The sequence below is a fragment of the Nocardiopsis sp. NPDC101807 genome (assembly GCF_044766605.1).
Classification (GTDB): domain Bacteria; phylum Actinomycetota; class Actinomycetes; order Streptosporangiales; family Streptosporangiaceae; genus Nocardiopsis; species Nocardiopsis tropica.
Genome location: NZ_JBIWMK010000009.1, coordinates 68,770 through 82,486 on the forward strand (window position 1 = coordinate 68,770; position 13,717 = coordinate 82,486).

Here is a 13,717-nt window from a genome sequence, read left to right on the forward strand (position 1 = left end):
CGGGGGGGGGGGGGGGGGGGGGGGGCGGGGGGCGGGGGGCGCGGGGGGGGGGGCGGGGGGCCCCCCGGCCCCGCGGCCCCCGCCCGTTCGGGCTCCCCGGTTGGCACGGGGGCCGAACGGAGTACTACGCTGTGTCGTAGACAAGTGTGGTGCGCGGACCGCTGACATGGGCGGACGCGGCGGAGTGCGAGCGGAGGCGGCGTGGTCGACTGGCTGACCATGACGATTCAGATGGTGTCGCTGGCGATGGCCGGCTGGTGCCTCGTCTCGACCTTCCGCGACCAGCCCATGGTGGTCCCCCACCTGGTCGGCATGGGCGTCCTGTGGCTGCTCGTGCTCGGACAGGTGGGCGTCTCCGTGGCCGCCATGGTCGGCGGCGACCGCCCCGCCGAGACGGCGATGTACGTGTCCTACCTGGCGACGGTGGCGCTGCTGCCGCCCGCGTGCGCCGTGTGGGGGTTCATGGAGCGGAGCAAGTGGGGTCCCGCGGTGATCGCCTTCGCGTGCCTGATCCTGCCCGTCCTGTTCGTCCGCCTGGAACAGCTCTGGAGCCCCGTTGCCTGAGACGTCCGCGCCCACCGGGGCCAAGACCCTGCGCACCGGTCCCGGCCGGCTCCTCGTCGCCGTGTACGGGGTGTTCGCGCTGGCGGCGACCGCCCGCGGGAGCTACCAGCTGGCCACGCGGTTCGACGAGGCGCCGACGGCCTACACGCTGTCGCTGTTCGCCGGGATCGTCTACCTGGTGGCGGCGGTGGGCCTGGCCCGTGCAGGGCGGACCTCGCGGCGGGTCGCCCTGGTCTCGTGCGCCGTCGAGATGGCGGGCGTCCTGGTGGTGGGGACGGCGAGCGTGTTCTGGCCGTCCGTCTTCCCCGAGGACACCGTGTGGTCCGGTTTCGGCAGCGGCTACCTGTTCATCCCGCTCGTGCTGCCGGCGCTGGGCCTGTGGTGGATCCTGCGGGTGCACCGCATGGACCGTGACTGACCGGGCCGGTCGCGTCCCCGGGGCGGGGCCCCGGATCCGTGTGCGGCGGACGGCGTCCGGTTAGGCTGTCGCCCATGTCAGAACCCTCGTCCCTCCCGGTGGCCGTGTCGGCCGACTGGCTCCGCGAGCACCGCGACCAGGTGGTCCTCGTCGACTCCCGCTGGTACCTCGACGGCCGTTCCGGCCGTGACGCCTACCGCGCCGGGCACCTGCCCGGCGCCGTCTTCGCCGACGTGGACACCGACCTCGCCGCCCCGGCGGGCCCCGGGGTCGGCCGCCACCCGCTGCCCTCGCCCGAGGACTTCGCCGCGGCGCTGGGCCGCCTCGGCGTCGGGGACTCCGCCCGCGTGGTCGTCTACGACGACGCCGGGGGCTCCGTGGCCGCCCGCCTGGTGTGGATGCTCCGCGCCCTGGGAACCCCTGCCGCGTTCCTCGACGGAGGCATGCGGACGTGGACCGGCGGCCTGGAGGAGGGGGAGGCCGCCCCCACGGCCGCGCGCCGGACGGCACGGCCCTGGCCGCCCGCACTGGTGGTGGACACCGACACGGTCCTAGCGGAGGCCGGCGAGCCCGCCGACCTGCTCGTCGACGCCCGCGCCTACGAACGCTTCACCGGCGAGCGGCCCGCGCCGGTGGACGCCCGCCCCGGGCACGTGCCGGGCGCCCGCAGCGCCGAGTGGACGGCGAACCTGGACGGCGACGGCCTCCTCGCCGCGCCGGAGGTCCTGCGCGAGCGCTTCGCCTCCCTGGGCGCCGACTCCGCCAGGACCATCACCGCGTACTGCGGTTCGGGGGTCACCGCCTGCCACGACCTGTTGGCCCTCGAACACGCGGGGTACGCCGGCGCCCGCCTGTACCCGGGCTCCTGGAGCCGGTGGGGCGGGGACGACTCGCTCCCCGCGGAGACCGGCGACCCCCGCGCCTGACGGGCCGTCCGCTCCCGGCGGCCCGCCCCGCGGGCGGCCGGGGCCGTCCCGGACCGACCACGCACCGTCGTGACCTGTCGCGATCCGGTCTCGGAGGGAACCGGCGCCCCCTGTGCGGCGTCCGACCAGTCAGTAGGATTGCCCGGCCCGGGGAACGACGCGGCCGGGGCACATCCGACACCCCGCCCCCGCACCCCGCTCCACCGCGAAACGAGGAACCTTGTCCGTCGAACTCGTTCTGCTGTTCATCCTCCTCATCGTCGCCGCCGTCGCCGGCGTCCTGATCTATCTCCAGCGCTCCAGGCAGCGGCAGGCGGCGCCCCCGCCGCCCGCGGCTCCCCGGGACCCCTTCGCCGACCAGGGCGACAGCGCCGCCGGGGACCCCCGCTCCATCAAGGCCGGCGACATGATCGACTGGGGCGCCGAGCGGACGTGGATCCGCGGCACCCTGCGCCTGTCCGAGGGCGGCTACGTCTGGTCCGAGCACTTCCTGGAGGTCGAGGGCGGCAAGCGCTGGCTCTCGGTCGAGGAGGACCCGGACGTGGAGCTCGCCCTGTGGTCCGGGCGCCCGGACCTGGAGCTGACCCCGCACAGCAAGACCATCGAACTGGAGGGCGTCACCTACCGCCTCCAGGAGAAGGGCAGCGGCTCCTACCGCTCCGAGGGCACCACCGGCCTCAAGGCGCAGGGCGGCCTCGACTACGCCGACTACGAGTCCTCGGACGGCAGGCTCCTGTCGTTCGAGCGGTTCGACCACGGCGGCTGGGAGGCCAGCACCGGCACCAAGGTCGCCCCCGGCACGTTCACCATCTACCCCGGGAGCTGATCCGCACGTGCGCGCGAGCATCAGCGCCCCCTTCGTCGACACCGGCGCGGACGACCTCGTCTGGACACTGGGGCATCCGCCGACCGAGCCGCTGGCCTCCCGCTCCCTCCGGGTGGCGGGCGCCAGGGTCGAACTGCGCGTGCTGGGGGCCTCGCACCAGGTCGTCGTCACGCCGGATTCCGGCGGAGGAGCCCTGGTGGAGACGGTCGCCTGCCTGCCCGGCCTGCCGGGCGGGCTCCCCGGGCGCGCGGAGCGCCCGGACCGGGGCGGCTACCGTTTCGGCTCCCTCGTGGAGACCCTCGCGCGCGGCGAACTGGCCGACCGCGTGGAACGGCTCCACCGCGAGGTGGCCGATTCCCCCGGCGGCCTCCTCGTCGCCTTCCCCGGCGACCCCCTGGCGATCACCGCCCTGCACCTGACCCCTCTCGGCGGTTCTCCCCTCGGCTGGCGCACCTGGCACGCCTATCCGCAGACAGGCGAACTGGTGACGACCACCTCGACGATGACCACTCCCCCCAGTCCGGAGAGATCCGCACCATGAACGCATACGAGGAAACCCACGAGAACAGGAACAAGATCATCACGGTGGTCGTCGTCGTCGGCGTCATCCTCCTGATCCTGATCCTGCTGAGCGCCTGCAACAGCAACAGCAACAACTACTGCCCCGACGACGACGTCGTCGCCGTGGAGGGCTATGACGACGACGACTGCGAGGGGTCCTCGTCGGGTTCCGGCGGTGGCGGCGGGTTCTTCTTCTTCGGAGGGACCGGCGGCAGCTACCGGAACGACAACAGCAGCAGCTACAACAGCGGCAGCAACAACTACCGGAACGACAACGGCAGCGGCAGCAGCTACCGCGGCGGCGGGAGCAGCTTCGGCAAGTAGTCCCCGCGTCCCCGGCGACCCCGCGACCGACAACCCGACGACGTCACCCCCTCTACGGACAGGACCATGAACGAGATCCTCTTCAACTCCCTCGCAGCCCTCGCCTACGGCGGTGTGGGCATCGCCATCCTCGTGGCGGGCTACCTGATCACCGACCTGCTCACCCCCGGCAAGCTGCACCAGCTGATCTGGGAGAACCGCAACCGCAACGCCGTGCTGCTCGTGTCCGCGAACACGCTGGGCTCGGCGATCATCGTCACGTCGGCGATCCTGTCCAGCGACTCGGAGATCGGCCTGGGCGCCGGCCTCCTCTCGGCCGCGGTCTACGGTGTGATCGGCCTGGGCGTCATGGCCCTGTCGTTCCTGCTGATCGACCTCATCATCCCGGCCAAGATCGCCCAGATCATCAGCAACGACGAACCGCACCCGGCCACCTGGGTGAGCGCCACCGCGCACGTGGCCATCGCGCTCGTCGTGGCCGCCGCCCTCACCTGACGCCGCCGGGACCGCAGGGCCCCTGACCCCGGCCGCAGCCCCACCCGCACCACCACACGAAGGCATCCGCGTTGACTGAGAACACGACCCGCGCCCGGCCAGGACTCCCGGTCCCCGCCAGGGCCGCACGGTTCCTGGTGCTGCTGGCGGTGTTCATCTGCGCGGCCTGCGGCCTGGTGTACGAGCTGGCGCTCGTCGCCATCGGCAGCTACCTGCTGGGCAACACCATCACCCAGGCCTCCGTGGTGCTGTCCGTGATGGTGTTCGCCATGGGCGTGGGGTCGCTGCTGTCCAAGCGCTTCCAGGCCAGCCCCGCGGTGTCGTTCGCGGTGATCGAGGGGCTGCTCTCCCTGGTCGGCGGCCTGTCGGTGCTCCTGCTGTACGGGGCCTTCGCCTGGTTCTCCGCCTACCAGCCCGCCCTGGTGGTGCTGTCGTTCGTCATCGGTCTGCTCATCGGCATGGAGATCCCCCTGCTGATGACGCTGATCCAGCGGATCCGCAGGCAGGAGGCCTCGGAGGCGGTCGCGGACCTGTTCGCGGCCGACTACGTGGGCGGGCTGATCGGCGGTCTGGCCTTCCCGTTCCTGCTGCTGCCGCTGCTGGGCCTGCCCCGGGGCGCGCTGGTGGTGGGGGCGCTGAACGCGGTGGTGGGCGTCGCGGTGGTGCTCTGGCTCTTCCGCTCGGAGCTGACCCGGCGCGCCTACGCGGGTCTGGGCCTCGGCCTGGCCGCCATCATCGCGGTGCTCGGCCTGGCCTACGTGTACGCCGACCGGTTCGAGGTGGACGCCCGCCAGGCGATGTACCGCGACCCGATCGTGCACGCGGAGCGCTCCGAGTACCAGGAGATCGTGCTCACGCGCTCCCTGGACGGCGAGGACGTGCGCATGTTCCTCAACGGGAGCCTCCAGTTCTCGACCCTGGACGAGTACCGCTACCACGAGTCGCTGATCCACCCCGCGATGGACGGGCCGCACGGGAGCGTGCTGGTCCTGGGGGGCGGGGACGGCCTCGCCCTGCGGGAGGTCCTGGCCTACGACGACGTGTCCTCGGTGACGCTGGTGGACCTGGACCCCGCGGTGATCGAGCTGGCGTCCACGGACCCGGTGATCACGGAGCTGAACGGGGACTCGTTCGAGGACCCGAGGGTGGAGGTGGTCAACACCGACGCCTTCCAGTGGCTGCGCGAGAACGGGGAGGGCTTCGACGTGGTCGTCGCCGACCTGCCGGACGGCGACGACACCTCCACGTCCAAGCTGTACTCGGTGGAGTTCTACTCGCTCCTGCGGCACGCCCTCGCCGACGACGGCCGCCTGGTGGTGCAGGCGGGTTCGCCGTTCTTCGCGCCCGACGCCTTCTGGAGCGTGGACCGCTCGCTGGAGGAGGCGGGGTTCTCGACCACCCCGTACAACGTGGACGTGCCGAGTTTCGGGAACTGGGGCTTCTACCTGGCGGCCGTGGGCCCGGCGCCCGAGCTGGACGTGCCGGACGACGCGCCACCGCTGCGGTTCCTGGACGAGCCGCTGTTGGACGCGGCGCAGGTCTTCCCGAGGGACCGGCGTGGGAGCGACGCCGAGGAGTCGACCCTGATGCACCCCCGGGTGATGGCCTACCACCAGGGCGCCTGGCGCGGTTACTGACGCCGCGCCGCCACGGCCGGCGGGGGCGCGGGGCCGGGACGGCCCCGGCGCGCCCTCCCGTGGAGTGGACACCGCGCGGCCTGGAACTGTGGGCCAGTGGGCGGCCACGCGGTGGGTCTGTGCGGGGGGCGGACGTCGTGCCGGACGTTCGCACGTCGGCCCGCGACCGGGTCCATCCTGTCCCGGGTGGCGGGCTTCCGCGGGGTCGCCACGCCGCCCCGGTCCCCGCACAGGCCAAGCCCTTACCCAGCCTTACCGCCCCTTTTCCGACAGGAGACGGGCCGCCCGGCGCGCCGGGCGGCCCGTCGGCCGCCGCGTGCCCGGGGCGGGCGGGGGTCGGCCCGGTCCCGCGCGCGGAAGGGCGCGGACGCTCCCGGGGTCAGCCCCTCTCCTGGGCGGCGAGGGCGGTCACGGCGCCCAGTTCCCAGCAGGCCTCGCGGGCGGCGGCGTCGGGGCTGCCGTGGACGGTGACCGGGGGCCGGTGGCGCTCCCAGCCGATGCCCTTCGCGATGGACTCCACCGCGCGGACGGCTCCGGCGGTGTCGTTGTCCCCGTGCACGTAGAGGGAGTAGGGCATCCCCTCCGTCTCCCCCTGGGCCGGGTAGAACACCGTGTCGAAGAAGTGCTTGAGCGCGCCGGACATGTAGCCGATGTTGGCCGGGGTCCCCAGGACCAGCGCGTCGGCCCCGAGCAGGTCGCTGACGGTCGCGGACAGTGCCGCCTTCGACCGCACCTCCACCCCTTCGATATCGTCGTCGCGGGCACCGTCGAGCACGGCCCCCAACATCTCCCGGGTGGCGGGTGAGACCGTGTGGTGAACGATGAGAAGTCGTGCCATGCCCCCACAGTAGGCAGTCGAACGCGTCTGGAACTGTCGGCCTCCGGCCGGCGTCACACTCAGCACGGGCAAGACGGCCCGGCCGCCTCCCGACCCGCCCGCAGCAGAAAGCCAGGACCTCCATGAGTCAGCCTCCTCCCCCGAACGGCCCTTACCAGGGACCTCCGACCGGTGGCCAGCCGCCCATGGGCCCTCCCCCGCCGGGTGGGCCCTACGGCCCCGGCGGCCCGTCCGACGGCTACCCGTCCGGGCCCTACGGCCCTCCCGGCGGAGACCCCTACGGTCCCCCCGGCGCAGACCCCTCCGGGCCCTACGGCCCTCCCGGCGGGGACCCCTACGGTCCCCCCGGGGGTGACCCGTACGGTCCCCCCGGCGGGGACCCCTACGGCCCTCCCGGCGGGGGCCCGTACGGCCACCCCGGCGGACCGGGCGGGCCCTACGGCCCCGGCGGCCCCCAGCCCCCCTACGGCCCCGGCCCGCAGGGGCCGAAGAAGAGCTCCCCGTGGCTGTGGGTCGGCCTGGGCTGCGGCGGCCTGTTCGTCATCGGCGTCATCCTCGTGGTGCTCATCGCCTTCGTCTTCAACGACCGGGGCACGTCGGGCGGCGGCTCCACGACGGTCACGACCGAGAGCCCCGGCGAGGGCTCCGGCGAGTCCGGTGGCGGCGGCGGTGGCGGCGGTACCGGCGAGACCGTCGAGCACAACGGCATCCTCTACACGATCACCGGCACCGAGGTCACCGACGAGGTCGGCGGTTACACCGCCGACGGTGAGTACGTCATCGTGCACCTCGACGTGGCCTACGCCGGCACCGACACGTTCTGGCGCGACGAGCAGCACCTGTACACGGCCACCGGCGAGCAGTTCGAGGAGGACTACGACGCCACCGGCACGCTCGGCGACTCCATGTGGAGCGACCTGCCCACCGACGGCACGCCGGTGAGCCTGAGCATCGCCTTCGACGTGGACTCGGCCGCCGACATCACCCACATCGGGCTGAGCTCGGAGACGTACGGCGGGGACGAGATCGAGGTCGAGATCAGTCCCTGACCCGCACCCGCCCCGGACACGGGGCCGAGCGCGAGCGGGGCCGTCGGAATCCCTTCCGGCGGCCCCTCGCCGTGTCCGCCGAAAGGCATGTGCGGTTCCCCGAAATTTCTCGGGAAAACGGCGCGAAACCTGTGTTTTCCTCCGAATTGTTTTCACCCGGAAACGCCATTATGCCCCTGTTGTGCAAGATGAGGAAACAGGAAACACCGACTTATCACATGAACGGGGATGTCGAACGTTGACCCCCCGTTCCCCTCTTCTCTAAGGTGCGACTCTCACGCGCACAGCCCGCCGCGCCCACCGCACGACCACCGGCGCCACCAGGGGGTACGCGGGCCGCCAGCCGAGGAGCGAGGAAGCCATGCCGAACAACGTCCGCGCCGCGCTCGTCCAGACGGAATGGACGGGCGACACCGGGTCCGCGCTCGCCGCCCACGAGGAGTACGCGCGCGAGGCGGCGGCGCAGGGCGCCCGGATCATCGGTTTCCAGGAAGTGTTCAACGCCCCCTACTTCTGCCAGGTGCAGGAGGCGGAGCACCACCGCTGGGCGGAGCCCGTCCCCGACGGCCCCACCGTCACCCGGTTCAGCGCCCTGGCCCGGGAGCTGGGCACGGTGATGGTGCTGCCGGTCTTCGAGGTCGAGAAGCCCGGCTTCTACTACAACACCGCCGCCGTCGTCGACGCGGACGGCGCCTACCTCGGCAAGTACCGCAAGCACCACATCCCGCAGGTCGAGGGCTTCTGGGAGAAGTACTACTTCCGCCCCGGCAACCTCGGCTGGCCCGTGTTCGACACCGCCGTCGGCCGTGTCGGGGTCTACATCTGCTACGACCGCCACTTCCCGGAGGGGTGGCGTGCGCTCGGCCTGGCCGGGGCACAGCTGGTGTACAACCCGTCCGCGACCAGCCGCGGCCTCTCCGGCCACCTGTGGAAGCTCGAACAGCCGGCCGCCGCGGTGGCCAACGCGTACTTCGTCGCCGCCATCAACCGCGTGGGCGTGGAGGAGTACGGCGACAACGACTTCTACGGGACCAGCTACTTCGTGGACCCGCGCGGGCAGTTCGTCGGCGATGTCGCCTCGGACACCTCGCCGGAGCTGGTCGTCCGCGACCTCGACCTCGACCTGGTCGACCGGGTCCGGCAGCAGTGGGCGTTCTACCGGGACCGCCGCCCGGACGCCTACGGTCCCCTGGTCGAGGGCTGAGAGGGGGAGCGGACCCATGGAACGCACCGTCATCAGCGGCGGCCTGGTCGTCACCGCCTCGGAGGAGGCGGAGGCCGACGTCCTCGTCGAGGGGGAGCGGATCGCCGCCCTGGCCCTGCGCGGCAGCGACACCGCGCGCTCCTGGGCCGCGAGCGGCGCCCGCACCGTCGACGCCGCCGGCCACTACGTGGTCCCGGGCGGGGTCGACGGCCACACCCACATGGAGATGCCCTTCGGCGGCACCCGCTCGGCCGACACCTTCGAGACGGGCACCCGCGCCGCCGCCTGGGGCGGGACCACCACGATCGTCGACTTCGCCGTCCAGGGCCGGGGGAGGTCCGTACGCGCCGGGGTGGACGAGTGGATGGCCAGGGCCGAGGGGAGGTGCGCGATCGACTACGCCTTCCACGCGATCCTGTCCGACGTCGACGAGTCCTCCCTGAGGGAGATGGACGCCCTGGTGGACGAGGGCGTCACCTCCTTCAAGCTCTTCATGGCCTACCCCGGCGTGTTCTACAGCGACGACGGCCGGATCCTCCGCGCCATGCAGCGCGGCGCGTCCAACGGCGCGCTGACCATGGTGCACGCCGAGAACGGCATCGCCATCGACGTGCTGGTCGAGCAGGCCCTCGCCGAGGGCAGGACCGACCCCCGCCACCACGGGGAGGTGCGCAAGGCCCTGCTGGAGTCGGAGGCCACCCACCGCGCCGTCCAGCTCGCCCGCGTCGCCGGGGCGCCCCTGTACGTGGTGCACGTGTCCGCCCGGGAGGCCGTGGAGGAACTGGTCCGGGCCCGCGACATGGGCCTCAACGTGTTCGGGGAGACCTGCCCGCAGTACCTGTTCCTGTCCGCCGACAACCTGGCCGAGCCGGGCTTCGAGGGCGCCAAGTACGTGTGCTCCACGCCGTTGCGCCCGCGGGAGCACCAGGAGCACCTGTGGCGGGCCCTGCGCACGAACGACCTGTCCGTCGTCTCCACCGACCACTGCCCGTTCTGCTTCAAGGGGCAGAAGGACCTGGGTGTCGGCGACTTCTCCAAGATCCCCAACGGCATGCCCGGGGTGGAGCACAGGATGGACCTGCTGCACCAGGCGGTGGTGGAGGGGCGCATCGACCGGCGCAGGTGGATCGAGATCGCCTGCGCCACGCCGGCCCGCATGTTCGGCCTCTACCCCTCCAAGGGCACGATCTCGCCGGGCGCGGACGCCGACATCGTCGTCTACGACCCGCACGCGGAACAGGTCCTGTCGGCCGCGACCCACCACATGAACGTGGACTACTCCGCGTACGAGGGCAGACGGGTCACCGGGAGGGCGCGCACGGTCCTCTCGCGCGGCCGCGTCGTCGTGGACGGCGGCGCCTACCTGGGCGAGGCCGGCCACGGCCGGTACGTGCCCCGTTCCACCTGCCAGTACCTGATCTGACCGCCCGAGGGGACACGACATGGACTTCGGACTCGTCCTCCAGACCGACCCGCCCGCCGACCTGCTGGTCGAGCGGATGGTGCGCGCCGAGGCCAACGGCTTCACCCACGGGTGGACCTTCGACTCGGTCGTGCTCTGGCAGGAGCCCTTCGTCATCTACAGCCGCGTCCTGGAGCGCACCGAGCGCCTGGTCGTGGGACCGATGGTGACCAACCCCGGCACACGCGCGTGGGAGGTGACCGCGTCCCTGTTCGCCACCCTGAACGACATGTTCGGGAACAGGACGGTGTGCGGGATCGGCCGGGGCGACTCGGCGATGCGGGTGGCGGGGCGCAAACCCGCGACGCTGGACCGCCTCTCCCTCGCGATGGGGGCGATCAAGGACCTGGCCGAGGGCCGGGAGGCGGAGGTGGACGGCACGCCCATGCGCCTGCCGTGGGTCCGCGGCGGCTCCCTGCCCGTGTGGATGGGCGCCTACGGCCCGAAGGCGCTGGACCTGGCGGGGCGCCGGGCCGACGGTTTCATCCTCCAGCTGGCCGACCCGTACCTGACCGAGTGGATGGTCGCGGCGGTGCGGGCGGCCGCGGCCGGCGCCGGGCGCGATCCCGCGTCGGTGAAGGTGTGCGTGGCGGCCCCCGCCTACGTGACCGACGGCTCCCCGGAGGCGCTGGCCCACGCGCGCGAGCAGTGCCGGTGGTTCGGCGGGATGGTCGGCAACCACGTCGCCGACCTGGTCGCGCGGTACGGCGAGTCCGGCGCCGTGCCGCAGGAGCTGACCGACTACATCCGGGCCCGCGAGGGGTACGACTACAGCCACCACGGACGGGTGGACAACCCCGACACCCGGTTCGTCCCGGACGCGATCGTGGACCGGTTCTGCCTGGTGGGCCCGGTCGAGGAGCACGTCGCGAAGCTCGAACGGCTGCGGCGCGCCGGTGTGGACCAGTTCGCGGTCTACGCGATGCACGACGACGTGGACGGGGTCGTCGAGGCCTACGGCCGCGACGTGGTACCCGCCCTCTCCTGAGGTCCGGGAGCACCTGGCCGGGTGGGACGCGGGGAGGCGGACGGCGCCCCCGCGCGCGGGCGGCCGCACACCGTTCCGGAGCCCGGCGGGGCCCGCTTCCCGGGGCGCGCGGGGAGACGTCATCTCACCCCGGTGACGTGCGAGGATATTCGGTGACCTCTGCACAATCCGGACTTTCCGTGCATGCCGCCGGGCTCCGTCCCCCGCGGGCCCGGCGCCGCCACCCCACCACGCTCCCCGCCAGCACCACCGAAACCAGGTGTCCCGTGACCCAAGCCCCGCCGTCCCCGGAACCCGCCGTCGTCACCCATCCCGACGGACGCGTGTCCCTGGCGGAGGGCTCCGCCCTCCCCGAGAGCCCCTTCGTCAACGCCGACCTCCAACCGGTCCCGATCTCCCGGCGCGACTGGGGCACGGGCAGCTTCACCGCCCTGTGGGTGAGCATGTCGGTCAGCATCCCGGCGTGGACCCTGGCCAGCGGCCTGATCGCGGCCGGCATGGACTGGCGCCAGGCGATGCTCGCCGTCGTCCTCGGCAACCTCGTCGTGCTGCTGCCGATGGTGCTGACCGGCCACGCCGGAGCCAAGTACGGCATCCCGTTCCCGGTGTTCGCCCGCGCCTCCTTCGGCCTGCGCGGCGCCAACCTGCCCGCGCTGCTGCGAGGCGCGGTGGCGTGCGGCTGGTACGGCATCCAGACCTGGGTCGGCGGCCAGGGCGTGTACGTCCTCCTCGGACGCCTGCTCGGCGACGGGTGGACCGGCGCCGCGCAGGTCGGCGGCAACCCGTGGACCCTGTGGCTGTCCTTCGGCCTGTTCTGGGCGGCCCAGCTCGCGATCATCCTGTGGGGCATGGAGGGTGTGCGCCGCGTCCAGGTGTGGGCCGCGCCGCTGATGGTCGTCGGAGGCCTCGCGCTGCTGGCGTGGATGGCCGTCGAGGCGGGCGGCGTCGCCCCGATGCTCTCCCTGGACTCCGGCGAGGCCCTGGACTGGGGCCCGTCCTTCTGGGCGCTGTTCTTCCCGTCCCTCATGGGCGTCATCGGCTACTGGGCGACCCTGACCCTGAACATCAGCGACTTCACCCGGTTCTCCGCGTCGCAGCGGTCCCAGGTCGTGGGCCAGACGCTCGGCCTGCCCACCACGATGACGCTGTTCTCCCTGTTGGCCGTGATGGTCACGGCGGGCACCGCCTCCGTGTACGGCGAGCCGCTGTGGAACCCGATCGACATCGTCGCGCAGATGGGCAGCGGTCTCGGCCTGCTCTTCGCGGTCTTCGTCGTGCTGCTCGCGACGGTGTCCACCAACATCGCCGCGAACCTGGTCGGCCCGGCCTACGACCTGGCCAACCTGAGGCCGAGGCTGATCAGCTTCCGCACCGGAGCGGTCATCACGTGCTTCCTCAGCGTCCTCATCTTCCCGTGGAAGCTGCTGGAGAACGAGAACGTGTACATCTTCACGTGGCTCGGCACCGTGGGCGGCGTCCTCGGCACCGTGGCGGGCATCCTGCTCGCCGACTACTGGCTGCTGCGCCGCACGAGGATGAACCTGGCCGCGCTGTACGAGCGCGGATCGGAGTACTGGTACGCGCACGGGTGGAACTGGCGGGCCCTCGCTGCGTTCGGGATCGGCACGGTGCTCGCCGTGGGCGGATCGCACTCCCCCGAGGGCTCGGGCCCCTTCCCCACCGACGGCCTGATCCCGGTCCTGGCCCCGCTGGCCGACTACGGCTGGCTGGTCGGGCTCGTCAGCGCGCTGCTGGTCCACTGGGCGCTGGGCGTGTTCCTGCCCGACCGCCGCGCCGGCGGGCGGCGGACCGCGGAAGGCCCCGCCGTCTGACCGGACCGACCGCCCGACGGGTCCCGGGGCCGCGCCGGCGTCCGGCGCGGCCCCGCCGCGTCCCCGGGCCGGGCCGCGGTCCCGGGCCGGGCCGCGGTCCCGGGCCGGGCCGCGGTCCCGGGCCGGGCCGCGGTCCCGTGGGGGCGCGCCGCGCGGCGGCGGTCCGGTCGGTCGGCACGGCCGCGCGCTCCCGTTCCGGTGGGATTGGACACCCTCCCGTCCGCGGGCAGCGCCCGGGCCGGGCGGCGGGAGTGCCTTCCGGGCCGGCCGCACGGACAGGGTTCGGCGCGGCCGCGCGGCCGACCCGTACGCCCGGGCCGTCCGGGACTCCGCCCCGGGCACGGCGGCCGTACCGGCGCCGGCGGACCCTTTCGCGGCGACCTCGGGTCGGATGACTGCTATCACACGAGAAGAAGGTTCTTCGGCGGGTTGGGTAGTGTTCACCTGTGTGTCCCCGCTACGTGGATATATCCGGCCGTCCGGGCGAACCGTTCCCCTGGGGCGGGGCGTTAGCCCAGGAGTCGGCCCACGAGTCCCGCTCCGGGCGCCCGACACGCGTCCCGCACTCCGTTCACACGGGGGACACCGGCCGT

The 13,717-nt window shown here is 73.0% G+C and carries 14 protein-coding genes; 13 read left to right on the forward strand and 1 reads right to left on the reverse strand.

From position 1 onward, the window contains the following. Positions 1 to 201 precede the first annotated feature (201 nt). From ACIRPH_RS25385 to ACIRPH_RS25420, 8 genes are all read left to right on the forward strand, one after another. Entirely contained in the window at positions 202 to 564 is a 363-nt protein-coding gene (locus ACIRPH_RS25385; RefSeq protein ID WP_402918713.1) for a hypothetical protein, read from the forward strand. Then, the gene (locus tag ACIRPH_RS25390) at positions 557 to 982 is read left to right on the forward strand and encodes a hypothetical protein (protein WP_402918715.1); all 426 of its coding nucleotides are present in this window, start codon (positions 557 to 559) and stop codon (positions 980 to 982) included. Before ACIRPH_RS25385 ends, ACIRPH_RS25390 begins: the two co-directional genes overlap by 8 nt. A 74-nt stretch (positions 983 to 1,056) precedes the next feature. Beyond that, positions 1,057 to 1,908, forward strand: coding sequence for a sulfurtransferase (locus ACIRPH_RS25395; protein WP_402918717.1), 852 nt, complete (start codon positions 1,057 to 1,059; stop codon positions 1,906 to 1,908). 220 nt (positions 1,909 to 2,128) lie between these two features. Continuing rightward, on the forward strand, positions 2,129 to 2,734 hold the full coding sequence (locus ACIRPH_RS25400) for a DUF4178 domain-containing protein (protein WP_402918719.1): 606 nt from the start codon (positions 2,129 to 2,131) through the stop codon (positions 2,732 to 2,734). Positions 2,735 to 2,741: 7 nt separating this feature from the next. Further along, positions 2,742 to 3,275, forward strand: a complete 534-nt coding sequence (locus ACIRPH_RS25405; protein WP_402918721.1) for a DUF2617 family protein — start codon at positions 2,742 to 2,744, stop codon at positions 3,273 to 3,275. Next, positions 3,272 to 3,619 (forward strand): hypothetical protein, encoded by a 348-nt coding sequence (locus tag ACIRPH_RS25410; RefSeq protein WP_402918723.1) that lies wholly within the window; start codon positions 3,272 to 3,274, stop codon positions 3,617 to 3,619. Before ACIRPH_RS25405 ends, ACIRPH_RS25410 begins: the two co-directional genes overlap by 4 nt. A 66-nt stretch (positions 3,620 to 3,685) precedes the next feature. Next, complete coding sequence (locus ACIRPH_RS25415; protein WP_402918724.1) at positions 3,686 to 4,114, forward strand: DUF350 domain-containing protein; 429 nt, start codon at positions 3,686 to 3,688, stop codon at positions 4,112 to 4,114. A 71-nt stretch (positions 4,115 to 4,185) separates the two neighbouring features. Next, positions 4,186 to 5,751, forward strand: coding sequence for a polyamine aminopropyltransferase (locus tag ACIRPH_RS25420; protein WP_402918725.1), 1,566 nt, complete (start codon positions 4,186 to 4,188; stop codon positions 5,749 to 5,751). Between the two features lie 379 nt (positions 5,752 to 6,130). Here ACIRPH_RS25420 and ACIRPH_RS25425 read toward each other — a convergent pair whose 3' ends face one another. After that, entirely contained in the window at positions 6,131 to 6,589 is a 459-nt protein-coding gene (locus ACIRPH_RS25425) for a flavodoxin family protein (RefSeq protein WP_402918727.1), read from the reverse strand. Between the two features lie 185 nt (positions 6,590 to 6,774). Here ACIRPH_RS25425 and ACIRPH_RS25430 point away from each other — a divergent pair, with 185 nt between their 5' ends. The 5 genes from ACIRPH_RS25430 (at position 6,775) to ACIRPH_RS25450 (ending at position 13,124) form a co-directional block, all read left to right on the forward strand. After that, a complete protein-coding gene (locus ACIRPH_RS25430) occupies positions 6,775 to 7,638 on the forward strand; it encodes a hypothetical protein (protein WP_402918729.1) in 864 nt (287 codons plus the stop codon). 361 nt (positions 7,639 to 7,999) lie between these two features. Then, positions 8,000 to 8,842: a nitrilase-related carbon-nitrogen hydrolase gene (locus tag ACIRPH_RS25435; RefSeq protein WP_402918731.1), complete on the forward strand. Its 843-nt coding sequence runs from the start codon at positions 8,000 to 8,002 to the stop codon at positions 8,840 to 8,842. Between the two features lie 16 nt (positions 8,843 to 8,858). Continuing rightward, complete coding sequence (hydA, locus tag ACIRPH_RS25440; RefSeq protein WP_402918733.1) at positions 8,859 to 10,265, forward strand: dihydropyrimidinase; 1,407 nt, start codon at positions 8,859 to 8,861, stop codon at positions 10,263 to 10,265. 19 nt (positions 10,266 to 10,284) lie between these two features. Beyond that, positions 10,285 to 11,292: a TIGR03842 family LLM class F420-dependent oxidoreductase gene (locus tag ACIRPH_RS25445; RefSeq protein ID WP_402918735.1), complete on the forward strand. Its 1,008-nt coding sequence runs from the start codon at positions 10,285 to 10,287 to the stop codon at positions 11,290 to 11,292. Between the two features lie 266 nt (positions 11,293 to 11,558). Further along, positions 11,559 to 13,124 carry an NCS1 family nucleobase:cation symporter-1 gene (locus ACIRPH_RS25450; RefSeq protein WP_402918737.1) on the forward strand — a complete coding sequence of 522 codons (1,566 nt, stop codon included), beginning with the start codon at positions 11,559 to 11,561 and terminating at the stop codon, positions 13,122 to 13,124. Positions 13,125 to 13,717 lie beyond the last annotated feature (593 nt).